Annotated in this window: 27 protein-coding genes; 4 read left to right on the top strand and 23 right to left on the bottom strand. The window is 69.7% G+C overall.

Annotation, left to right across the window (positions count from 1 at the left end; translation table 11 throughout):
* Positions 1–41 precede the first annotated feature (41 nt).
* From ACH4K4_RS35190 to ACH4K4_RS35105, 18 genes are all read right to left on the bottom strand, one after another.
* Entirely contained in the window at positions 42–512 is a 471-nt protein-coding gene (locus ACH4K4_RS35190; protein ID WP_398173323.1) for a hypothetical protein, read from the bottom strand.
* A 125-nt stretch (positions 513–637) separates the two neighbouring features.
* Positions 638–1099: a hypothetical protein gene (locus ACH4K4_RS35185; protein WP_398173321.1), complete on the bottom strand. Its 462-nt coding sequence runs from the start codon at positions 1097–1099 to the stop codon at positions 638–640.
* Complete coding sequence (locus ACH4K4_RS35180; RefSeq protein ID WP_398173319.1) at positions 1099–1494, bottom strand: HK97 gp10 family phage protein; 396 nt, start codon at positions 1492–1494, stop codon at positions 1099–1101. The genes ACH4K4_RS35185 and ACH4K4_RS35180 overlap by 1 nt, the downstream gene beginning before the upstream one ends.
* Positions 1494–1934, bottom strand: coding sequence for a DUF6093 family protein (locus tag ACH4K4_RS35175; protein ID WP_398173317.1), 441 nt, complete (start codon positions 1932–1934; stop codon positions 1494–1496). Before ACH4K4_RS35175 ends, ACH4K4_RS35180 begins: the two co-directional genes overlap by 1 nt.
* Positions 1934–2311 carry a hypothetical protein gene (locus tag ACH4K4_RS35170; protein WP_398173315.1) on the bottom strand — a complete coding sequence of 126 codons (378 nt, stop codon included), beginning with the start codon at positions 2309–2311 and terminating at the stop codon, positions 1934–1936. Before ACH4K4_RS35170 ends, ACH4K4_RS35175 begins: the two co-directional genes overlap by 1 nt.
* Positions 2304–2528 carry a hypothetical protein gene (locus ACH4K4_RS35165; RefSeq protein ID WP_398173313.1) on the bottom strand — a complete coding sequence of 75 codons (225 nt, stop codon included), beginning with the start codon at positions 2526–2528 and terminating at the stop codon, positions 2304–2306. The genes ACH4K4_RS35170 and ACH4K4_RS35165 overlap by 8 nt, the downstream gene beginning before the upstream one ends.
* A gap of 283 nt (positions 2529–2811) precedes the next feature.
* Positions 2812–3126, bottom strand: coding sequence for a hypothetical protein (locus ACH4K4_RS35160; protein WP_398173311.1), 315 nt, complete (start codon positions 3124–3126; stop codon positions 2812–2814).
* Positions 3127–3194: 68 nt separating this feature from the next.
* Entirely contained in the window at positions 3195–3734 is a 540-nt protein-coding gene (locus ACH4K4_RS35155; protein WP_398173309.1) for a 3'-5' exoribonuclease domain-containing protein, read from the bottom strand.
* Positions 3731–4072 carry a hypothetical protein gene (locus ACH4K4_RS35150; protein ID WP_398173307.1) on the bottom strand — a complete coding sequence of 114 codons (342 nt, stop codon included), beginning with the start codon at positions 4070–4072 and terminating at the stop codon, positions 3731–3733. The genes ACH4K4_RS35155 and ACH4K4_RS35150 overlap by 4 nt, the downstream gene beginning before the upstream one ends.
* The gene (locus ACH4K4_RS35145; RefSeq protein WP_398173305.1) at positions 4069–4896 is read right to left on the bottom strand and encodes a hypothetical protein; all 828 of its coding nucleotides are present in this window, start codon (positions 4894–4896) and stop codon (positions 4069–4071) included. Before ACH4K4_RS35145 ends, ACH4K4_RS35150 begins: the two co-directional genes overlap by 4 nt.
* A complete protein-coding gene (locus ACH4K4_RS35140) occupies positions 4893–5228 on the bottom strand; it encodes a hypothetical protein (RefSeq protein ID WP_398173303.1) in 336 nt (111 codons plus the stop codon). The genes ACH4K4_RS35145 and ACH4K4_RS35140 overlap by 4 nt, the downstream gene beginning before the upstream one ends.
* A gap of 77 nt (positions 5229–5305) precedes the next feature.
* Positions 5306–5635, bottom strand: a complete 330-nt coding sequence (locus ACH4K4_RS35135) for a hypothetical protein (protein WP_398173301.1) — start codon at positions 5633–5635, stop codon at positions 5306–5308.
* 3 nt (positions 5636–5638) lie between these two features.
* Complete coding sequence (locus ACH4K4_RS35130; RefSeq protein ID WP_398173299.1) at positions 5639–6700, bottom strand: major capsid protein; 1062 nt, start codon at positions 6698–6700, stop codon at positions 5639–5641.
* 12 nt (positions 6701–6712) lie between these two features.
* Positions 6713–7447: a hypothetical protein gene (locus ACH4K4_RS35125; protein ID WP_398173297.1), complete on the bottom strand. Its 735-nt coding sequence runs from the start codon at positions 7445–7447 to the stop codon at positions 6713–6715.
* Between the two features lie 113 nt (positions 7448–7560).
* Complete coding sequence (locus ACH4K4_RS35120) at positions 7561–8355, bottom strand: hypothetical protein (protein WP_398173295.1); 795 nt, start codon at positions 8353–8355, stop codon at positions 7561–7563.
* A 65-nt stretch (positions 8356–8420) separates the two neighbouring features.
* On the bottom strand, positions 8421–10379 hold the full coding sequence (locus ACH4K4_RS35115) for a hypothetical protein (protein ID WP_398173293.1): 1959 nt from the start codon (positions 10377–10379) through the stop codon (positions 8421–8423).
* A 53-nt stretch (positions 10380–10432) separates the two neighbouring features.
* A complete protein-coding gene (locus tag ACH4K4_RS35110; RefSeq protein WP_398173291.1) occupies positions 10433–10576 on the bottom strand; it encodes a hypothetical protein in 144 nt (47 codons plus the stop codon).
* An 87-nt stretch (positions 10577–10663) separates the two neighbouring features.
* Positions 10664–10984 (bottom strand): hypothetical protein, encoded by a 321-nt coding sequence (locus tag ACH4K4_RS35105; protein WP_398173289.1) that lies wholly within the window; start codon positions 10982–10984, stop codon positions 10664–10666.
* Positions 10985–11112: 128 nt separating this feature from the next.
* Between ACH4K4_RS35105 and ACH4K4_RS35100 the strand changes: the two genes are divergently transcribed.
* Entirely contained in the window at positions 11113–11340 is a 228-nt protein-coding gene (locus ACH4K4_RS35100; RefSeq protein WP_398173287.1) for a hypothetical protein, read from the top strand.
* 61 nt (positions 11341–11401) lie between these two features.
* Here the strand turns inward: ACH4K4_RS35100 and ACH4K4_RS35095 are convergent, their stop codons facing one another.
* Together ACH4K4_RS35095 and ACH4K4_RS35090 are read right to left on the bottom strand one after the other, a co-directional pair.
* The gene (locus ACH4K4_RS35095) at positions 11402–12967 is read right to left on the bottom strand and encodes a terminase large subunit domain-containing protein (protein WP_398173285.1); all 1566 of its coding nucleotides are present in this window, start codon (positions 12965–12967) and stop codon (positions 11402–11404) included.
* Entirely contained in the window at positions 12948–13484 is a 537-nt protein-coding gene (locus ACH4K4_RS35090) for a hypothetical protein (RefSeq protein WP_398173283.1), read from the bottom strand. Before ACH4K4_RS35090 ends, ACH4K4_RS35095 begins: the two co-directional genes overlap by 20 nt.
* A 123-nt stretch (positions 13485–13607) precedes the next feature.
* Here ACH4K4_RS35090 and ACH4K4_RS35085 point away from each other — a divergent pair, with 123 nt between their 5' ends.
* From ACH4K4_RS35085 to ACH4K4_RS35075, 3 genes are all read left to right on the top strand, one after another.
* Entirely contained in the window at positions 13608–14297 is a 690-nt protein-coding gene (locus ACH4K4_RS35085; RefSeq protein WP_398173281.1) for a hypothetical protein, read from the top strand.
* A 306-nt stretch (positions 14298–14603) separates the two neighbouring features.
* The gene (locus tag ACH4K4_RS35080) at positions 14604–14912 is read left to right on the top strand and encodes a hypothetical protein (protein WP_398173279.1); all 309 of its coding nucleotides are present in this window, start codon (positions 14604–14606) and stop codon (positions 14910–14912) included.
* Between the two features lie 141 nt (positions 14913–15053).
* The gene (locus tag ACH4K4_RS35075) at positions 15054–15380 is read left to right on the top strand and encodes a DUF6233 domain-containing protein (protein ID WP_398173277.1); all 327 of its coding nucleotides are present in this window, start codon (positions 15054–15056) and stop codon (positions 15378–15380) included.
* A gap of 9 nt (positions 15381–15389) precedes the next feature.
* Here ACH4K4_RS35075 and ACH4K4_RS35070 read toward each other — a convergent pair whose 3' ends face one another.
* The 3 genes from ACH4K4_RS35070 to ACH4K4_RS35060 all read right to left on the bottom strand — a co-directional run.
* Positions 15390–16052 (bottom strand): restriction endonuclease, encoded by a 663-nt coding sequence (locus ACH4K4_RS35070; protein WP_398173275.1) that lies wholly within the window; start codon positions 16050–16052, stop codon positions 15390–15392.
* A gap of 18 nt (positions 16053–16070) precedes the next feature.
* The gene (locus ACH4K4_RS35065) at positions 16071–16610 is read right to left on the bottom strand and encodes a hypothetical protein (RefSeq protein ID WP_398173273.1); all 540 of its coding nucleotides are present in this window, start codon (positions 16608–16610) and stop codon (positions 16071–16073) included.
* Positions 16611–16640: 30 nt separating this feature from the next.
* Positions 16641–18826: hypothetical protein (locus ACH4K4_RS35060; protein ID WP_398173271.1), on the bottom strand; the 2186-nt coding region annotated here is incomplete at its 5' end.

Genomic DNA, 18826 nt, shown 5'->3' with positions numbered 1-18826 from the left:
GCCCGGCCGGGGGCTGGTGGGTGATGTCACGCGCGGGTGCGTCAGGTCATGGCCGGGACGGTCTGGTTGAAGGCGGGCCGGTCGGTGATGACGAACTGCACCTGAATCTGCGCGGCCTCGTTGTCCGTCGTGTACTGCTTGCTGTTGGACGCCACCTTCACGGGAAAGACGTCCAGGCCCTTGTTGGCGGCGACGTCGCCCTTGGAAAAGATCGCCATGAAACCCACGGTGCCCTTGGCGAGATCGGTCTCGACGTCGTCCAGGAGGCTGTCCTCGTAGAGGGTCAGCGAGGAGTCCTCGGCGGAGTCGTCACCGTCGATCTTCTTGACGAAGGTCGACTCCATGTCGGGCGTCTCGATCGGCTGGTTCTCCAGGGACCAGCCGTCGATCGCCGCGATGTGCTTGGTCAGGTCGGTGCCTGCCGTGATCTCGGCGCGGGTCGGCAGCAGTGCCGTGGACGCGATGATCGGCAGGAACTTGATTTTCGTGGTGCCCTTGCGGTTGAACCTCATGGGTGCGGCCCCTCGGCGGTCCGGGGCCAGACAGGTGGGCCCCTGCTACACGTGGTGGTGTGTGGCGGCCACCTGGTGGTGGCGTCCGCGTGGGGTCCCGCCGCGGTGCGGTAAGGCCGCCTTCGTCAGGCGGCGGCTTCCAGGTAGAGCCGGAAGCGGATCACGTAACTGATGATGGCATCGTTCGCATCCGACGTTGCCCCGGGCTCGTGGGCGGTGCGGTGGTAGCAGATGATGCCGGGGATGGTCAGCGGGTGCAGGAAGCCGTGGCTGCCGTCCGGCGGCCGCGCCACGACGGCACGGCCCTTGTCAGCAAGCCACTCGACTTGTTCCTCCGTGCCCTGCTGCTGCGTCGCGTTCGGGCCGGACACGAACGTCGCCTGGTAGTCGGCGGTACCGGCTGTGCCGGCGTCGGCCAGGGTGCCGTCGTCGTTGTCCCGGTCCAGGGAGTACAGCAGTGTGTAGGGCGGCAGGTAGGGCTTGCCGGTGGCCGGGTTGAGCGGGACGGTCTGCTGGCCGACCGGCTTGCCGGTGAGCGTGGCGAGCAGCTGGGCGAGAGCATTGGTGACGGGTCTGCGGTCGAGCATCAGCCGCCTCCGAAGATGCGGTCCAGCGTCTCGCGGAACGCGGCTTTGTACTGTGCCGACAGTTCGTTGACGGCGGGTTCGACGTGCGGGAACGGGGGCTGGAAGTAGTGGCGCCCGAGGCTGTCGGTCCGGTCGTAGAACCCGAACTCGAGGCGTTTGGCCTGCGGCTTGTCGGTGCCGATCGTGACCCCTCCGCCGTGCGGTACAGGGAACGGCTCGGGCTTCCACGAGCCGCGGTAGTCGCCGGTGATCACGTTGGGGCCAGGGCGCCCGGAAGCGTTCTCCATGATGAGGGCACGCAGCAGGCGGCCTTGCCGGTGCACCGTGCGTTCCGCCTCCGGCCCCACCCGGTCCGCCGCCGCTTCCAGCCGGTCGGCCAGTTCGTCCAGGTCCATCACGCCTCCCTGCTCTGCTGAATCTGGTCCAGGAAGGTGATGCGGACCGCGCCAAGGGTGCCGGCGAGGCTGGGGTCCTGGGTGCGCCACTGGCGGCCGAGGAGCGCCTGGTCACCGCCCGCATGGACGGCCACCACGGTCACCAGCATGTCCTTCTCCGCGATCGGGGCAGACAGCGGCGTCAGCGCCCGGTACGGGCTGCGGGTTTCGGCGGGCCACGGCAGGTTCGGCACGGGGATGCTGGTGATGCCGGTGGCGGCGCTGGCTGCCTGGACGGCGCCGGGCCCCTCGTAGACGGTCGCGGCCTCGGGGTAGGTGTACTCCCCGGTGTCCGGGTCGAAGACGGGGGCGCCGGTGCCGGGGACGGCGAAGCGTACGGTGTCCAGCAGGATCAGGCCTTCGACAACCTGCGCAATCTGTGTGAGGTCCAGGCCGGGCATCAGCTGTCCCCGTTCTGTGCCCAGTCGGCGAGGACGGCGAGCATGGCGCGGGCGACCTCGGCCTTGCCGCCGCCGAAGTCGGTGCGGGACATCGCCGCCCGGTCCAGCTCCACCGGGTCGATGCTGGCGAGGAAAGTCCGCACGACGTCGGCCGGGGACTGCTGCACGCCGACCGCGACGCGGGCCAGGCCCTCCCACACCGCGCCGTCCGGCTGGCGGGTGTGCAGCACCAGGGTGGGCAGGGCGTCGGTGATGGAGTGGTGCAGCGTGTACCCGGTCACCTGGCCCTGGGGCAGCTCGGTGTCGTCCAGGCGGATGGAGGCGTGGCCGGGCTGCGCGCTGATGCGCACGCCGTACGCGGCGGGCTGGTCAGCCATCGTCTTCCTCCTCTGAAACCGGTTCGGGCGCCCGCTCAATGTCAGATGACAGAGCGAACCCGAACGCCGTGTCGTTCTCAGGTGCGTCGTTGTCGGCTGCTGGCAGCGCGCGGAAGAGGCGCAGCGCGGTTCCCTCGGCTGAGCGCAGGCTGACCTGCTCGCTCGGATCGGTGCGGAGGTCGACGGTACGTCCTCCGCTCGTGATGGTCAGGCGCATCAGGAGGGCTCTCTGCTCGGCGCTTGTTCCACGCACAGGTCGCAGGCGCAGGACGCAGCGTCGGCGTCCCGACCGTTTTTCCACCGGACGTACTCCTTAGCGGCCAATCGGTCGGCTTCGCCGCCTTGGACCTGAGCGCCCAAAGCGATCCCGAGAGCGCCCCTGAGCCCGATGAGCTCTCCCTGCATCTGTGCGGACGCAAGAGGGTCGAGTGTTCGGGTGCGCACGTCGGAGTGCGTCTGGCGCCGGTGGTACTCGCGAAGCAGCGATGTGGCGGTCGCATTCATGCGGGGTCTCCGGGGTTGACGGTGTTGGTGCGGCCGGTCGGCGCCGACTCCCAGGGGTACCGCAGTGGCACGGTGCGCTGGCAGGTGACGGGCTCGTCGGTCAGGAAGTTGATCTCCCTAGTGCCGTCAGAGTTGCGGTATTGCTCGGTGAAGACGATGACGTCGAGCATCCACGCCTCTTCACCGGAGATGGTCGTGTGCAGATGCGGGACGGACAGCACGTAGATCGGGGCAGGTGCAACGTTCTTCGGGTCGATTCCGTTCGCGGTCAGCCAGGTGCAGATCTTCTGCCGCAGGTCTTCGTCGGGCATTCCGTGGCCGCCGTAGATCGTGCGTGCTGTTTGGGGCCACGTGGTCGGCTGGTGTCCGGGTGCAGTACTCACGAAGCCGCCCTCTCGGTGAGCCAGCGCCGCACGGTCTGGTTGTGGCGGGCGTCAGCAAGCGCGTTGTGCTCGCCGTCCTCCTGCTTGGGCAGGTCGTCCCAGCTCAGGCCGAGGCGGCGGACTTCCTGCTGGATATCGCTCGTGAACATCGGCACACCCTCGGGGATGTCGATCATGCGGCCCCAGAGCTGTGCGAGACACACGTGGTCGTAAGCGCCATAGTTCGCCCACAGCTCGACATCCGGAGTTGCCTGAATGAACTCCGCGACCATGCGGGCGATCTGCGCGCGAGGCCGCACGTCGGGGTGGTTGAGGTCGAGCTGGTCGACTCCACGCACGCCCAGCGGGTTCTTTTTGATGGGCAGCTGTGGCCAGACGTGTTCTCGCAACCAAGGGTGCTGCCGTACCGCACTCTGGTCGAACTCGGCGCTGACGGCGTACAGCTCGCGGCCGTCGTCGCACACCATGCCGATGGAGATCAGCTGGATGGTGCGGCCGTCCTCCAGGAACTCAAGATCGTAGTCAATAGCAGTCACAGCAGGGCTCCGGAGTCGATCCGCATCAGGTGCTGTACGAGGTAGTACTCAGCTCGGGTACCACGCGTCCGCTCGGTGTTGCTGTCAGCTGCCGGAACGTCTTGGCCCATCTGACGTTCGATGAACGTCGTCCAGGCGTAGAAGGCGGCGAAGGTGGCCAACTCGGAAGCCTTCTGTGCCTTCCACCGGGTGGCACGGCGGGCCCCTTCTGGTAGCTGGTCCCAAGTCTTGAAACGGCCGTCGTCCAGTGGGGGGCGGCCGTCTTGGATGTGGTGATGTGCCAGCGTGAAGACGTGCAGGGTGCGGGCCACGACTTCGAGGGCTTCATGTGTGCTCATAGGGGCGCTCCGGAGTTGATGTCGGTACGGCCGGTCAGGTCCATGCGGGGCAGGAACTCGCGTCGGCAGTTCGGGTGAGCGGCTGGGTGGGCGAGGGCGTCGGCGATGGTGCGTACGGTCCGGTCCGCCCGGTCGGGATCGCTGTGTACGGCCCACCCGCAATCGGCGCCGTCCCGAACCTCGAGGAACTGGATGCCGAGGTCGTCCAGGGCAGTGCGAGCGGCTCCGGCGTTGGCGGTGGACACGGTCTGCCAGGACAGGGCGGCTTCGGCCCAGGCGTGGACGGGGTGGCGGTGGTCGCCGGCGTAGATGACGCGGTCCAGAGGGTGGTCGGCGCGCAGCTGGTCGACGTCGAAGCGGCCGCTCCGGGCGGCGTCCTGGGCTGCGCGGAGGAAGGCCCGGGCGCGGCGCAGGGCCTCGCGGATGCGGGCCATCAGGTCGACGTAGTACTGCGCGGACAGGGCGGTGACGGCCTCTTGGTGGCGTCGGGTCCAGGTCCAGCGGCTGGTGGGCCGGTCGGCGTTGTCCAGCATCGTGAAGGCGCCTTCGCGGTAGGCGAGAGGCAGATCCACGCTGGCCCAGCGTTCAGCGAAAGCGGTGACGGCCCGGTCGAAGGCGGCGAGCTGGCGCTGGAAGACGGCGGTGGCGGCGCGGGTGAGGGCGGTGGTGCCGCGTCCGGGCCGTACCGCTGCGAGGGCGGCGAGGAGGCGTTCCTGGGCGGTGGACAGGATGCGCCAGGCGGCGGTGAGCCGTCCGGTGGCGTCCTGGATGAAGACCAGGAGCCGGGCTCGCAGGGTCCGCCGGGTGCGGGTGGGTGTGGTCATCGGCGGGGCCGTTCGATGAGGCGTACCACCGACCAGCCGGGCCCGGACGGGTCGTCGGCGCCGGGTTCGTCCGGTGCAGGAGACCCGCCCCCCTCAAGGAACGCAATCTTCCTTTCGAGGGCCTTGATGTTCTCGGTGTAGGTCACGCCCACGACGGCGGACACGTTGATGGAGGCCGGCTGGTTGTTGACCAAGTCTGCGTGGCGCTGAGTGAGCACGGAGATGGCGACCGCGCGGGCACTGCCGAGGCGGGTGTAGCGGGTATCGAGGTCGGCGGTGTCAGTGGCGGTGCCGAGCTGGTCGAGCAGCCACTTCTGGGTTGCGTCGTCCACCGCGGTCTCCTCGGTGTCGTGGTCGTGATGGGTGTGGGTGCGGGCCCTGGCGCGCCCCTGCCGGGGCCCGCACCGTGTCAGTCGCTGCTGCCCTCAGCTCCTGACGTCCGGCCCCGAGCCGGCCGGTTGACCGCCTTCTTGGCGGTCGGCTTGTCGCCCGTGGCCTCGGGCGGGTTGTCAGCGGCGGCGGAGGAAGCGCCAGCGGCGGCGTCCGGGCCGTTTCCCTGGCCGTCGCCGCTGTCCTGGGCGGTCTTCTTCGCTGCCGTCGGAAGCTTGCCGTCGACCCAGGCGGCCGGGTTGGTCACCAGTGCCGCCAGCCGTGCTGGCGGGTTGGTGCCGGCGTCCAGCGTCACGGTCTGGTGGGTCTGCGGGTCCGTGACGTACACGGTGCTTTTGAGCTGGGCCATGGTTCACCACACCGTCGCAGCGATGTGGATGTCGGGGGTGTACATGACCGGCAGTGCGGCGGCGGCACCCTTGGACCAGACCTGGACCGGGTCGTCCTGGTAGCCGGTGGTGACGATGATGCCGGGGGCTTCCTCCCGGTCGATGGACGGGTTGCCGCCGCTGGACAGGACGATTCCCTCGGCGGTGAGTCCGTACTGGGTCTCGGCCATCTGGCGGGGGTCCGGCGGGAGCAGGAAGAACATGTTCTCCGGCAGGACGCGGGTGTTGCCGCCGGTGTCCAGGTCGATCTTGACGTCGTAGTCGGTGATCGGCGGCAGGTTGTAGCGGGCGCGCACCACGTTGACGTCGGCCGGGGAGAGGACCGCGGTCGGCGTGGTGGAGGGGCTGACCGACTGGTAGTAGGCAGCCCGGTAGGAGTCGTTGGCCATGGCCAGCGCCATCGTCTTGTACGAGGTCAGCGCGCGGGTGGGCCGGGGAGCTCCGGTGGAGCGAAGGTACTCGATCCAGCGCAGCTCATCGGCGAGCATGTCCGCGGTCGGGTCGGTCCAGGCGGTCGGCGCGGTGGGCATGTTGCCGGCCGGGACCTTGTGGTCGGCCTCGATGGTCAGGCCGTTCTCGCCCTCGAGCGTGAACTTGCCGTCGACGATGACGTCGCCGGCGGCGAGTTCCATGCGGGACTTGATGGACAGGACGTGTGCGGCGGCGTCGTCGTAGATGGACTGGACGAGGTCGTCGCCGTCCATGCCGCGCTGCACGTTCTGCAGGATCGTCTCGAGTTCGCCGACGATGTACTTCTGGCCGAGCGGCAGGAGCTTGCCCTCGGTCACCCAGCGGGAGATTTCCCGGGTGGCGACCTTGGTCTGGGCGTCCCACGCGCGGTAGGAGGCGGCGGCGATGCGCCGCTTGGTGCCGCGGGCCTGCCACTTCACGGAATTCACGGTCCGCTCGGGGACCACGGACTGGGTGAGCAGGTAGTCAGCCGGGGTCTGGATCTCCCGGACGAACGCGTTGATCTCGGTGGGGTTGATGTCCCGCAGGAGGACCTCAAGCATGTCGTTCGGCATGGGGTCTCCCGATCAGACCTTGTAGATGAACTGGAGGTTGGAGCCGGCGGGCACATCGGTGGGGTCGAAGGCGACCGGCAGCTTGGCGACGTCGATCTGGCCGTGGACCATGAGCGGCGCGGCCACCTTGGCGGTGCCGGGGTAGAAGGACACCTCGGTGAACAGGAACCCGGCGAAGACCTGCGTGCCGTCCGAGGCCGTGGCGGCGCCGCCGGCCGTGGTGGTGGCGATGGTGATGTCGGGAGTGGTGCCGCCGGTGAACGACTCGGTGGTCGTTGGTGCGGCGACGTCCTCGCCGAGCTGGGTGCCGCCCCAGGTCAGGGTCCAGGGCCCGCCGGCACTGCCGGTGACGGTGACGTCGCCGGGGGCGATGTTCGACAGCGCCTCCAGGGCGCTCTGGACCTGCGCGGCGGTGGCGTTGTAGGCGAGGGCGGCGGTGGTCTGCCCGGACCAGGTGATGGTGAAGGTGCCGCCGGTCGGGCCGCCGGTCACGGTCAGGGTCTGGACCTCGTTGGTGACCGCTGCGTACGGCTCGAACAGGCCCGAGGCGGTGTTCTTGCCGAGCGGGATGCCGGACTTGAGCTTGCGCTCGGGCTGGTACTTCGACGCCTCGGTCCAGTGGAGGTTCTGGTCGAAGGCGGTCAGGTCCAGGGTGACGGTCTGGTTGGCTTCGATGCCGAGCATGCTCATCAGCCACGGGCGGCCGACGGCGAGGGTCTCGGTGGTGGTGTACGGCTGGATGTCCACGCCGTAGCCCCTTTCGCGGGATCGCGGTTGGTTGTGAGGACACCGGTGTGTCGTCCACGGGGGGTGCGGGCGTGGTCCCTAGGCGGTGCAGGTCGTGCGGGTGGTGCGGTGGGTCAGGCGGCGTCGTCGGTGCGCAGGCCCATGGCGATGGCGCGTTTGCGGGCGGCGGTGGCGACGGCGTCCTTGGAGCCGGTCTGCGGCCGCGGTCCGGGTCCGCCGGCCGGGGATCCGCCGGGGGCCGGCGGCAGCGGCGGGGGTGCGGCGGGGGCCTTGGCGGTGCCGAAGAAGTCGGGGCGGCGTTCCTTGAGAGCGGTGGCGGCCTCGCTGATGGCGTCGGCGTCGGCGCCCTCGGGAATGCGCCGCTCGAGCAGGTCGTAGGCGTCCAGAAGGTCGTCGTCGGTGGCGCCGAGGCGCACCAGGACGGCCTGGATGCTGGTCTCGCGGGCCTTCTTGGCGGCCTCGGCTTCGCGGGCCTCCAGCGCCTTCTCGCGCTTGTCCATGGCCTCGATGCGGCGCTGCTCTTCGGTCAGGGCGGCTTCGCGGGTGGCCTGGGCGTCCTTGACGAGCTGCCCGATCTGGCCGAGGTCGACCTGTTCGGGGTCGAGGCCGGTGGCTTCGGCGAGGGCGCGAACGGTGGAGCGGCGGGCGGCTTCCTTGGTGTCCCGCATGATGATGTTCAGGCGCCGCTGCGTCAGGGTGATCTTCTCGCCGTCCTGGTCGGGGTCGACGGGCGAGGGGTTGGGCTGCGGCGGTGCGGGGGCGGCCTGAGCCGGAGTCGGCACGGTAGGGGGCGTGGTGTCGTCGCCGGAGCCGCCGTCGTTGTAGAACACGGCGGAGAACAGACCCGTCGGGTAGGGGTGGGCCCAGCCGGGGGCGGTGTGCGGGTGGTGCAGCGCGGGGCGGCGCATGGGGCGGTTCCCTCCCACAGGAGTTCGGTCAGGCCCCGCGCCTGAGATCAAAGATGGCACAGGTGTCATCGGGTGTTGCCCCTGCTCTGCCCGGTGCGCCTGTTTGTGCTGGTCGGAGCGTTGTCGTCTTCCGAGTCGAGGTCTTCCTCGGCGGTGTCCTGGTCGTCCTGGAACGCGTCGCCGTCCTCGCCGGTCGCGGTGCCGGGCAGCACGACGGCCGGGGCAACGGGGTCCGGGTTGAGGTCGAGGCCGAGGAAGGCGCCGACCGCGTCGGTGTCGCCGGTGGCGTCGGCCAGGTCCTTGGCGGCGGCGAAGGCGCGGGACTCGATCCGTTCGATTTCTTCGGCGGCGTCGTCGATGGGGAAACCGGCATCCATGAGCATCCGTACGCCAGTCTCCAGCGACAGGATGCCCGCGGTGACGCCAGCGGTGACCTGCTCCAGGACGGATGCCTTGTCGGTGGGCGTGTAGGCGCCGAAGGACAGCTCCGCGGATTGCACGGACACGCCGGCCCAGTCGGGGTGCTGTCCGGCCAGGAACAGCCTTTGGACCATCTTCAAAAGCAGCCGGTACTTGTGGTCGCGGGCCAGACGCATGGAGGCGATCAGGGAGTCCAGCGGGCCGAGAGCAATCTGGAAGGCGAAGCCTGAGGGGAACTTGCTGGGGTCGCCGGCGCCCATGGTGACCGCTGGCAGACGGGCCACCCGGGCGGCACGGTCTTGCAGGTCGTGGGTGTGGTTGCGCAGCTCTGCGAGATTCGGCGCGGTGTTCAGGGTGTCCATGCGTCCGGTCTCGCCCAGTTTGAAGACGGTGCCGGGGGCGATGGCCAGGTCCTGGTCGCGGCCGGGGGTCTGCCCGGAGATGCTGATGATGGGCGAGCCGGTGGTGGCGGAGGCCCTGGAGGAGTCGGTGTCGGTGCCCGCCAGTTCATCCATCACCTGCAGGATCTTTGCCAGGGAGGATTGGCCCCAGTGCTCCTCCGCAGGCGGAACGGTGTTGGGGACGTGGACGACCGGCACGAAGTCAATGAGCAGGTCGAGGTGGTCGAGGACTTCGCCGTCGCCGCGGGTCGCGAAGGTGGCCGCGTCCAGCGGCAGGGAGTCAACGTCGGCCGGACCCTTGATGTCGCCGAGTTCCCAGGTGGCGTCGGTGAGGTAGCAGGTGACGTAGGACGGCTCGTCGTTCCAGGCGTACTGGCGGGCGATGGCGCCGGTGGCCGGGTAGTAGAGGTCGCCGGGGCTGAGCGGCGGCGCCTCTTCGGTCTCCGCGGCTTGGCCCTCGGGAGCGGTGGGAGCCGGGAGGGGGGCGCGGACGGCGCGGCCGCGGGTGTCGACGCCGGAGGCGGTGGCCGGGCGGATCCAGTCCAGCTCGTAGGTGATGCGCCGCACACGGGCCTTGAGACCGCGCTTGGGGTCCTCGGGGAAGTCCCAGGCGAAGTGGACGCGGGTGGGGTACTCCCCTGCGTCCCCGTCCTCCGGCAGGATCGGGAAGTAGAAGCCCGGGTCGTGCACGCGCAGCGTGGGCCGGTTCTTGCCGGGCTCCCACGCCAGCCGGTACACCCCGTCCCCCAGGGCGACCACTTTGCGTTCGGCCTGCTGGATGCGCATCGGCAGGAGCTCGTCGTCGGCCCATTGGCGCAGCAGGTCCTGGACGCGGGCGGCCATTGCCGCCTCGGCGCCCGGGGTGCTGTCGGTGCCGTCGTCTTCGGCGCCGGGCACGGTGATGGTCTGTTCACGGCCCAGGACGTGCGCCATGACGGTGTCGATGTAGGTGGAGGGGTCGCCGAACTCACGGCGCTCACGCGCGCCGGAGTCGCCGCCCATCGCGGCCAGCTCTGCGGCCTGGTTGTTGTCGTACGCCGCGAGGAGCTTGTAGGCGGCCAGGCGCTTCTCGTCCTCGGCTGGCACCCAGGAGGCCTTGGCCTCGGGAAAGGCGCGCCGGTTGGGCATGCCGAGCTGGTCGCTGTAGATCGGTTTGTAGTTCAGCCACGACCAGGCGTGGATGACGACCTCGCGCAGGCCCACCAGTGGTCTCCGTCCGCTGTAGGCCCCGCGCCTGTGATCAGAGTACGGGGCGATCAGGAAGACGTTGCCCGAGTGCCGGTCCGGATGGCGTCGAGGTGCTTCTCGGCTACCTCTTCCATGGCGGCCAGGACGGCGAGCGTCGCAGCGTCGTAGGCGGCCGGGGCGGCGTCCGGCTGGCGCGGGGCGAGGACGGTCATGCGGTCTCCGATCGGGTACGGTACGGGCCGGTGCCCCGGCTGCTTTCCTCAGCCGGGGCATCGTTACGTGGGGGCGCTCATTATGGATCAGCGGGCGAAGTAGGCGGAGATGGCCCGGCGGAGCTGCTCCAGCGCCTCGCGCTTGTTCGGGAGCGGGTCGGTGTGGCCCAGGCCGCTCTCGACGACCCAGCCGGAGAACGGCGCGCCGTCGCACTTGTAGAACCGCCTCGCCTCGGCGACGACCTCGACCGCCTCATACCGGGTGCGGTCCAGCAGGTGATTCCACACGTAGGCCGGGTCCTTCGCCTGCTCCGGGTCGGGGATGTACAGGGCAACGACGGAGTACCCCCGGTCGATGATCTGCACGTGCTCGGCGTCATATGGGTTTCGCTTCCTGTTCTCTGTCATCACACTCACTGCTTCCCCCTGCTTGTCGCCGGTTTCTGTTTAACAAGAATGACGCACACCCCACCCCTTGTCAACGCCTCGCGCCAGATGGATGCTAGTTTCTGTTAAACACAAACCGAGGGGGAACCATGGGGCGGCCTGCCACCGGACAGACGAAGGTCATGGGCTTCCGACCACCCAAGCCGCTGCGCGACGAGTTTGAGGCGCTCGCCAAGTCCGAGGAGCGATCGCCATCCGACGCGCTCATCGAGGCGATGCACGACTGGGTCAAGAAGAAGCGCCGCGAGCGAGGGGCGGAAGGTGGTCCACAGGGTTCGCTTACCCCTGATGAAGAGGCGGACAATCACCCCAAATAGCGCCCGTGATAGGGCATGTTATGCCAGGCCAGGCCCCCTCTCAGAGGCACTGCGTTCTCTTTCATCGGCGCCCCGCCAGCCGCCGGTCAGCGTACGAACTGCTCCCGACGTTCACCGCGGCTGGATCCGCGAGTTCAGTCAGGGCGTGCACGGCGGCGTCCATGCGGTCCGGGGAGTCCATGCCGGGGATCCAGGTGACCATCTGTGTCTCGAGCTGGTGGAAGTCGGCGCAGTGGTGGACGGTGCCCTGCTCGTACAGCTGGGCGATGGGCTCAGCCCGAAGACGTTTGCCCTTCTTAGCGTCCACCGGCACGATGCGCGGCATCACCATGCCCTCGGTTGCTCCCTCGCGCTCGAGTTGGCGCCACGCTTGGATGACGGTCTGGCTGGCCGAGTCGCCGCCGTAGTTCATTTCGACCACGATGGCGTCGGCCTGCAGTTCCATGGCCAGCAGGCATGTCTCGCGGCCGCGGGCCTCGGCCGAGAGACGCGCGGACCGGTCGGCGAGGACGTAGTAGTGGTTGCCGGTGTCGCGGCCGGCGGCGACGATGCCGGATTCGTCGTGGCTGGCGGTGTCGCCGCCGGCGGGGTCGAGGGCGACGACGACGCGGGTGAGGTCGACGCCGCGGAAGGCGACGGGGCTGATGCGGTGCTCGGTGATCCAGTCCCAGTGCCAGACGCCGCCTGCCAGAGGGCGGGGCTGCTGCTGGTAGAGGGCCCACCAGACGCGTTCTCCGACAGCGCGGTGGGTGCGGGCGAGTTCGGCTTCGTCGTACTGCTCGGGCCACAGGGCCTGGCCGGGGTGGCGGCCGAGCGGATCGGTCTCGGAGAGGGCCAGGGCGGGCAGGTCGATGAGGGTCCAGTTCTCGGGTTCGGTCTCCAGGATGCGCCCGGACAGGTCGTTTTCGTGCCACCTGGTATTGATCAAGATGATGGAGGCGCCGGGGGCACGGCGGGTGTAGAAGACGGACTGGTACCAGTTCCACACGCGTTCGCGTTGCGTTGGGGAGTTGGCGTCGTCGGATCCTTTGAAGGGGTCGTCGATGATGCCGAGCGAGAAGCCCTTGCCGTTCAGCGCGCCTCCGACGCCGGCGGTGACCATGCCGCCGCGGACGGACGAGCCGCGGGGCTGCTCCAGGTCGAAGCGGCTGGCGGCCCGGGAGCCGTCGTCGAGGCGGATGCCGAGCGTCGGCGCGTATTCGCGGAGTTGGTCGCGGACCCAGCGTCCGTGGTCGTCGGCGAGGTCGGCGCCGTAGGAGGCCAGCATGACGCGGTGCGTGGGGTGGCGTCTGAGGTACCACAGCGGCCCCCAGCGGGAAGCGCGCTGCGACTTTCCGTGTCGGGGCGGCATCGTCAGCATCACCTGCAGCCGCTCGCCGGCGGCGATGCGCTGGAACACCCCGTCGATGAGGTCCAGGTGCGGGGCCTGCTTCTCCCGGCCTTCGGTGAGGACCGCGGCGAGGGCGCCCGGGGAGCGGTCCATGGCCATCTGGCGTTCGACCCAGGCCAGGCGGAGCCGTATTTCGGGGCTGGCGTTGCTGGCGATGCGGCGCCGTTCTGCGGCGGGCAGGGTGCGGTAGTGGCCGAGGAGGGTGTCCTCGAGGAGGTCATCGGTCGCTGTCGTCACCGGCGTCGTCCACGGTGGTGGGGTCGTCGGCAGTGTCGGTCTGTCCGGCGATGGCGATGAGGGTGTTCAGTTCGGCGAGGGAGCCGGTGCCGAGGGGGACGGCGCCGCCGTCGGGTCCGGACAGTTCGGTGCGGACGGGTGCGTCGAGTCCGTTGAGTTTGGCGCGGCGGTCCATCAGGCGCAGGACGGTGTCGACGGCCCGCATGTCCAGGGCGTGGTCGACGACGTTGCCGTCCTTGTCGAAGACCGGGGAGGGCTGGGTGGCGCGGGGCCAGGCGGCTTCGAGAAGGGCGTCGAGGCGTTCGTTCTCCTGCTGCCGGTAGACGGACACCTCGGTGGCTTCTTCGTCGCGGTGGGCTGCGAGGGCGCGGTTGAGGTCGCGGCGGGCGGCGGCGGGGCTGCTGTAGCCGAGGGTGAGGATCCGCTCGTCGTCGTAGCGGACTCCCTGACGGCGGAGTTCGAGGAGCCGGGTGCGGCGGACGGTCGTCTCGTCTTGCTTGAGTTTGGATGCGGCCATGGCGGGGGGCACTCCGTCTGGGCTGGTGCTGCTGTTGTCGGACAGGCCCCGCGCCTACCTGGATGATCCCTCGTTTCGGCGGGTGGCTTCCCCCGGTGAGGCACGGGTGCGATCCTCCCGGGCATGACATGGATGCGTGGGGTGGGGTGTGCGGCTGCTGTGGTGGCTGCGGGTGTGCTGGTGGCGGGATGCTCGGGTGGGGGCGGTGGTGAGAAGCCTGGGTCGGCGGAGACGACCGCGGGGGCGGCCTCGAGTGCTGCGCCGAGTACGCCGGAGACATCCTGGGAGGCGACGCTGGAGCAGTTCCCGGATACGCCGACGGGGCGGCTGGACCGTACGGCGCAGAAGAAGGGCTGGGTCGTGGACGGGCTGTACGCGTCGGCGTCGGCGTATGTGGCGGACATCTGCGAGTCGATGACAGCGCAGAAGGGGTTCGGAACGGATCCGGGTGAGTGGCTGGCCACGACGCAGAAGCCGGAGGGGGACGAGGAGGCGGTGTTGCGGGCGGGGATGCCGTCGCTGTGCCCGAAGTGGTGGCCGGTGGCGAAGAAGGCGCTGGCGGGCGGGTTCGTGCGGTCGTACGGGGACGGCACGTACACGGTGAAGGCGAAGCCGCAGGGGGACGAGGAGATCGCTCCGGGCACGTACCGGGTGAAGGACGTGAAGGACTGCTACTGGGAGCGCACGTCGAAGGGCGGGGAGATCCTCGATAACCAGTTCGCGACGGCCGCGCAGCAGATCACGGTGACGGTGCGCAGTACGGACGGGTCGTTCACGGCGCGGGGGTGCGGGCAGTGGCGGGCGGTGCAGTGACAAGGGGCGGCCCCGCCGCACGGGGGACGTGGTGGCGGGGCCGCGACCGCCGCGGCGTGGGCCGGGCGGCGGGCGCCCGTGCCTGGGGGTTCGCGCGGGCGCCGTATGGGGTGTGCACGGCCCGTTGGTCCTCGGCGCGGGGACACTAAGGTCCGCTGGGCCGTGCACTTCCTGATCGTGCACGAGGATCGGATGCTTGTCCGGGCCGTATTGCCCCGGTGCCCTGCCCAAGCCTGGAAAGGGGCCTGGGGTCCTAACTGTGACACCGGCCGCAAGGTACGGCCGCAGGCGGCATGATGATGGGGCGTGACCCAAGAACAGCCGGGGAGCCGGCACCCACAGATCCGTATTCACCGGTACGAGCAGGCCATCGCCATCAAATGGCCCGGCGAGGAGCGATGGTTCATGGCCTGGGGGGACGGCGAGGCGACCGCCGAGTGGCGGGACAACCCGAACGACTCCCTCGGCTTCGACAGGCTCCGCTCAGACGATGAGTGGATGGATCCGGTGGCGGAGCACCGCAAGGACCTGACGCCCTGGACCGAGGCGATCCGGCGGGACGTGGCGTCGATCCAGCGGCTGCTCGGCAGCATGGAAGATCACCCCTGGGGCTGAGTGAGCTGGCGTCACCTCGTACCTTGCAGTCGGCGTCCCGGGTAGGACCGCGGGGCCAAAATGGGGCGGTCCCGTCGCACGGGGGAAGCGACGGGACCTGAACGCAGTGTGGCAGAAGCAGGAGCGTCCTATGCTCGCGGCATGAACGACCTGCCGCCGGATCTGACCCGTCTGCGCACTCTGGAGACCTGGCTCGAGCTGCAGCTCAAGGCCGTGCAGAAACGGATCGAGGCGATGGAGGAGCGGGAGCGCCTTCGGCCGGAGCCGGTCCGGGCGCCGCGGCCGGAGTGGCTGCTGGAGACGGAGCGGCTCGGCGGTACGAAGGGCGCTCCACTGCGGGTACACGAGGGCGGTTGTGCGCAGAGCAAGGGCAAGGAGATCACGCGGGAGCAGGCGGTGCAGTTCCTGACCGAGGGCATCGAGGCGTGCTTCGTGTGCCGGCCGGACAAGGCGCTGGGCATCGCCTGACGGCTGGGGTCAGTTCCAGGGGGCGGGTCCGCCGTTGGCCCACGTGGCGAGCGCCGGGCCGTCGATGAGGCGGATCGGCTGGGTGAGGCAGGCGTTGGCGCTGATCGCGTCGCGGGTGTAGCCGGATGTGGTGACGATCGCGGCGAGCTGGCAGCGGTGGTAGTCCCGGTAGGTGCCGTTCACCTGGTAGACGGCGTCGGCGGGGACGCGGTTGCGGGGGCTGTAGCGCTTGCACTGGATCGCGATGCGGTGCCCGGTGACGAGGGTGACCAGGACGTCCAGGGCCCGGTCGTTGGCGCCCCCTTCGACGGTGGCGGAGTGGACGTCAGGGTCGCGGCGGGCGAGGTCGGCGATGGCGTGCTCGAAGGCAGTGCCGTCCATGCGCTGGTAGTGGGCGAGGAGGCGGTCGTGGCGGCGCTGGTGGGGCAGGGCGACGCGGATCCGTCCGTTGAGTCGCGGGGCGCGTCCGCTGCGAGCCCGGATGGCGTAGGTGATGCCCGCCGCGGCGAGCAGGACCGTGGCGATGGCGGTCTGAACGGGCCAGGACTTGGCGACGAGGTACAGGGCGAGCGGTGCGCCGAGCAGCCAGCCCCAGGGGATGCGTACGGTGCGGGTCCGGCGGGCGGTGCGGTGGTGGCGGGTGCGTGTCCGGCGGCGTACGGATGCGGTCATGGTCCCCCCTGGTCTGGGTCAGTGGTGCCGGCGGTTATTGGTGGTCTTGGCGATCAGACCCTTGGTGTTCTGGGTGAGGTGCGTGGTGTTCTGCACGACGGTGCCCTCGTAGTGGTCGTGCTGTTCGGTGTGCACGCCGCGGAAGCAGCGCACGGCGACGGCAACGGCGAGGACCAGAGCCACGGGCGCGGCCCCGCCGATGGCGAGGTTGACGGGGTCGGCCTGGCCCAGCACCCACAGCACAAGCGCGCTGGCCGCACCGAGGGGCAGGGAGGCGATGCCGCCGGCGAGCATCAGGCCGGAGGCGTCGGTGGCTTTCTGGCTCATGGGCGGCCGTCCGGGCTGCGGTACGGGCGGGGTGGTGCCGATGGCGGGCAGGGGTGTGGTGTCCCGGTAGGACGTGGGGATGGCCGGGGCCTGCTCGGCGGCGAGGGTGGTGTGGGCTTCGCTCATGGCGGCGTTGACAGCGTCCAGCAGGGCGCGGGCGGTTTCGTCGACGTGGGCCTGCCCGGCCTTGTCGGCGGTGGGCGGCTGGGTGGGGTCGGGCAGGGGGCTCACGGGGCGGGTTCTCCTTGGTAGGGGTGGGGGTCAGTTGGGGTTGATCTGGTAGGTGCCTCGGCGCAGGGCGATGAGGCGTTCGGCTTGGTGGAGTTCGCCGACGGCGTTGTTGACGCTCGCCGGGGAGACACCGTCCAGGGCGCGGCGGATGTCGCGGATGGCCCAGGGCTGGCCGTCGGCGAGGAGGTCGAGGATGCGGTCCTTGATGGTGCCGCTGGACGGCTGTTCGTCGTCCTCGTCGTCGTGGATGCCGAGCTGTGCGAGCTGGTCCTTGGCGACCGTCTGCTCTGCGTCGACGGCGGCGTCGATTCCTTCGGCGCTGTCCTCTCCGGCGAGAAGGGTCTCGGCGAAGGCGAGCCAGCGGGCGTAGGCCGTGCGGAAGACGACGTCTTCCTCGGGGGTCAGGACGGGGATGGGGCGGGATTCCATGAGCTTGATGAGGTGCGGGTAGGTCTTGCTCTCCTTGCGGGCGTACCAAGTGCGGTTCACGAAGAGGCTGCCGCCGTTGATGATGTTGGCCATGCCTGCGGTGATGGGGCCGTTCTTGGCTTCCTTGCCTTCGAACGCAGCGTCGATGGGGCTGCTGCCGCCGGTGGAGAAGTAGCGGGGGATGGGTTCGAGTTCGACACCGGCCGGCAGGACTCCGTCGCGGGCCATGTGCTGGGTGGTGGAGGAGTTGGTGCGGCCGAGCCAGACGGTGCCGTTCTTGGCGTTGGCGCGGATGCGGTCCTTGTCACCGAGATCGGCGAGGTGGATGGACTGGGCGGCGAAGCGGATGCCCTCGCCGATCTTGCGGCCGGTGGACTGGCTGTCGCCGACCAGGCCCGTCACCCACTTGCGGAAGGCCCGCGGGACGACGGCGTCGGCGGACAGGATGCGGTTCAGCTCGTCGCCGGTGATGTTGACGAGCGGCCACGGCTTGCCGATCTCGAAGGAGCCCCAGCCGTTCTCGGCGCTGATCTTCTCGCGGTATTTGCCGAGGTCGACGGCGGCGGCGATGGTCGCGGCGGTCGCGGCGATGCCCTTGCCGAAGTGGTAGACCCGGTGGTCGACCTCGGGCAGGCTCATGCCGTCCTGGGCGTCGGCGACGATGGAGACGATGCCGCTGATGCGTTCGGCGGCGATGATGTGCAGGAGGGTGACGGACTTTCCGGCGCCGGGGGCGCCGACGTAGAGGTCGGTGATGGCGCCCATCTGCGGGTCGTAGAGCGGGACGCGTCCGGTGCGGCCGTCGGGTCGCATGCCCAGGGCGATGGTGCCGTCCGGGGCCATGGTGAGGTCTTCGAGGGTGGCTTCGCGGACGGTCTGGAGCGGGTGGTTTTTGTAGATGGAGACGAGGCCGTCGGCGAGCCCATCGGTTTCGATCATCACGAGGCTGGGGTCCTTGTAGTCGAGGGAGCGGGCGATCTGCTTCTGGTTGAGCTGGATGAACGCCTCTTCGGGTGCGGTGACGCGCAGGGCGATGCGGTTGGGTTCGCGCCGGTATCCGGCAAGGTTCATGCCGGCGGCGCCGCCGTTCGGGCGGGCGATCTTCTCGTTCCACAGGCGCACCACCGGGTCGGCGCTGTGCTGCTCGAGGGCGTCGAGGGTGGGCCGGGCGGTCAGGAGTTTGCGGCCGGGGCCGGATCCCTGGATGAGGGAGAGGGTGACGGTGCCGGGCGGCAGGTCGAAGACGGCGGCGAGGGCGGTGGCGTTGAGGTCGGGGACGGCGTCGCCGGCTTCGGCGATGACGATGCCCCAGAAGTCCGGGATTAGCTGGCCGTGGGGGTCTTCGTACTGGGTGACGCTGGTCAGGCGGGTGGTGCCGGTGGCTTTGGCGGATTCCCACTGGTGGGCGCGGTAGGCGGGGTAGCTGTCCGGCACCGGGGATTGGGCGGGAGCCATGGCCGGGGCGGGTGGGGGCACGTCCAGGACGAAGCGTTCGGGCGTCAGGTGGGCGGAGTGCGTCAGCGGGGTCGTGGCGGCCATGACGGTGCCCCAGGCGGGTGCAAGGAGCCATTCCCACCACGGTCCGCCGGAGGTGATGAGGGGGGTGAGGTAGACGCCGGCGCCGGTGAGGACGGGCACAGCGCGCTGAGCTGCCTGCAGGAAATTCCAGCCGCGCGGTTCGGTGTCCCACTTAGAAGCTGTTCCCGGTCCTGACATGACAAGTTGCGGGGCTTCGGGGCAGGTCAGCGGTGGGGTGGGCGGGGGTCTGGTGCCCTGCGTACGGTGGT

Origin of the sequence: Streptomyces sp. NPDC017529 (assembly GCF_044329785.1) — a bacterium.
In the GTDB taxonomy this organism is placed as follows: Bacteria; Actinomycetota; Actinomycetes; order Streptomycetales; family Streptomycetaceae; genus Streptomyces.
Note: the sequence above shows the minus strand (reverse complement) of the source record. Positions and strands in the feature narration are given on the sequence as shown.

Coding starts and splice junctions, on each gene's coding strand:
- ACH4K4_RS35170 (WP_398173315.1), bottom strand. CDS start 2,311: ATGGCTGACCAGCCCGCCGCGTACGGCGTGCGCATCAGCGCGCAGCCC.
- ACH4K4_RS35185 (WP_398173321.1), bottom strand. CDS start 1,099: ATGCTCGACCGCAGACCCGTCACCAATGCTCTCGCCCAGCTGCTCGCC.
- ACH4K4_RS35130 (WP_398173299.1), bottom strand. CDS start 6,700: ATGCCGAACGACATGCTTGAGGTCCTCCTGCGGGACATCAACCCCACC.
- ACH4K4_RS35070 (WP_398173275.1), bottom strand. CDS start 16,052: ATGACCGCATCCGTACGCCGCCGGACACGCACCCGCCACCACCGCACC.
- ACH4K4_RS35090 (WP_398173283.1), bottom strand. CDS start 13,484: ATGGCCGCATCCAAACTCAAGCAAGACGAGACGACCGTCCGCCGCACC.
- ACH4K4_RS35145 (WP_398173305.1), bottom strand. CDS start 4,896: ATGACCACACCCACCCGCACCCGGCGGACCCTGCGAGCCCGGCTCCTG.
- ACH4K4_RS35150 (WP_398173307.1), bottom strand. CDS start 4,072: ATGAGCACACATGAAGCCCTCGAAGTCGTGGCCCGCACCCTGCACGTC.
- ACH4K4_RS35110 (WP_398173291.1), bottom strand. CDS start 10,576: ATGACCGTCCTCGCCCCGCGCCAGCCGGACGCCGCCCCGGCCGCCTAC.
- ACH4K4_RS35165 (WP_398173313.1), bottom strand. CDS start 2,528: ATGCGCCTGACCATCACGAGCGGAGGACGTACCGTCGACCTCCGCACC.
- ACH4K4_RS35190 (WP_398173323.1), bottom strand. CDS start 512: ATGAGGTTCAACCGCAAGGGCACCACGAAAATCAAGTTCCTGCCGATC.
- ACH4K4_RS35175 (WP_398173317.1), bottom strand. CDS start 1,934: ATGCCCGGCCTGGACCTCACACAGATTGCGCAGGTTGTCGAAGGCCTG.
- ACH4K4_RS35105 (WP_398173289.1), bottom strand. CDS start 10,984: ATGACAGAGAACAGGAAGCGAAACCCATATGACGCCGAGCACGTGCAG.
- ACH4K4_RS35160 (WP_398173311.1), bottom strand. CDS start 3,126: ATGCCCGACGAAGACCTGCGGCAGAAGATCTGCACCTGGCTGACCGCG.
- ACH4K4_RS35135 (WP_398173301.1), bottom strand. CDS start 5,635: ATGGCCCAGCTCAAAAGCACCGTGTACGTCACGGACCCGCAGACCCAC.
- ACH4K4_RS35120 (WP_398173295.1), bottom strand. CDS start 8,355: ATGCGCCGCCCCGCGCTGCACCACCCGCACACCGCCCCCGGCTGGGCC.
- ACH4K4_RS35085 (WP_398173281.1), top strand. CDS start 13,608: ATGACATGGATGCGTGGGGTGGGGTGTGCGGCTGCTGTGGTGGCTGCG.
- ACH4K4_RS35075 (WP_398173277.1), top strand. CDS start 15,054: ATGAACGACCTGCCGCCGGATCTGACCCGTCTGCGCACTCTGGAGACC.
- ACH4K4_RS35180 (WP_398173319.1), bottom strand. CDS start 1,494: ATGGACCTGGACGAACTGGCCGACCGGCTGGAAGCGGCGGCGGACCGG.
- ACH4K4_RS35100 (WP_398173287.1), top strand. CDS start 11,113: ATGGGGCGGCCTGCCACCGGACAGACGAAGGTCATGGGCTTCCGACCA.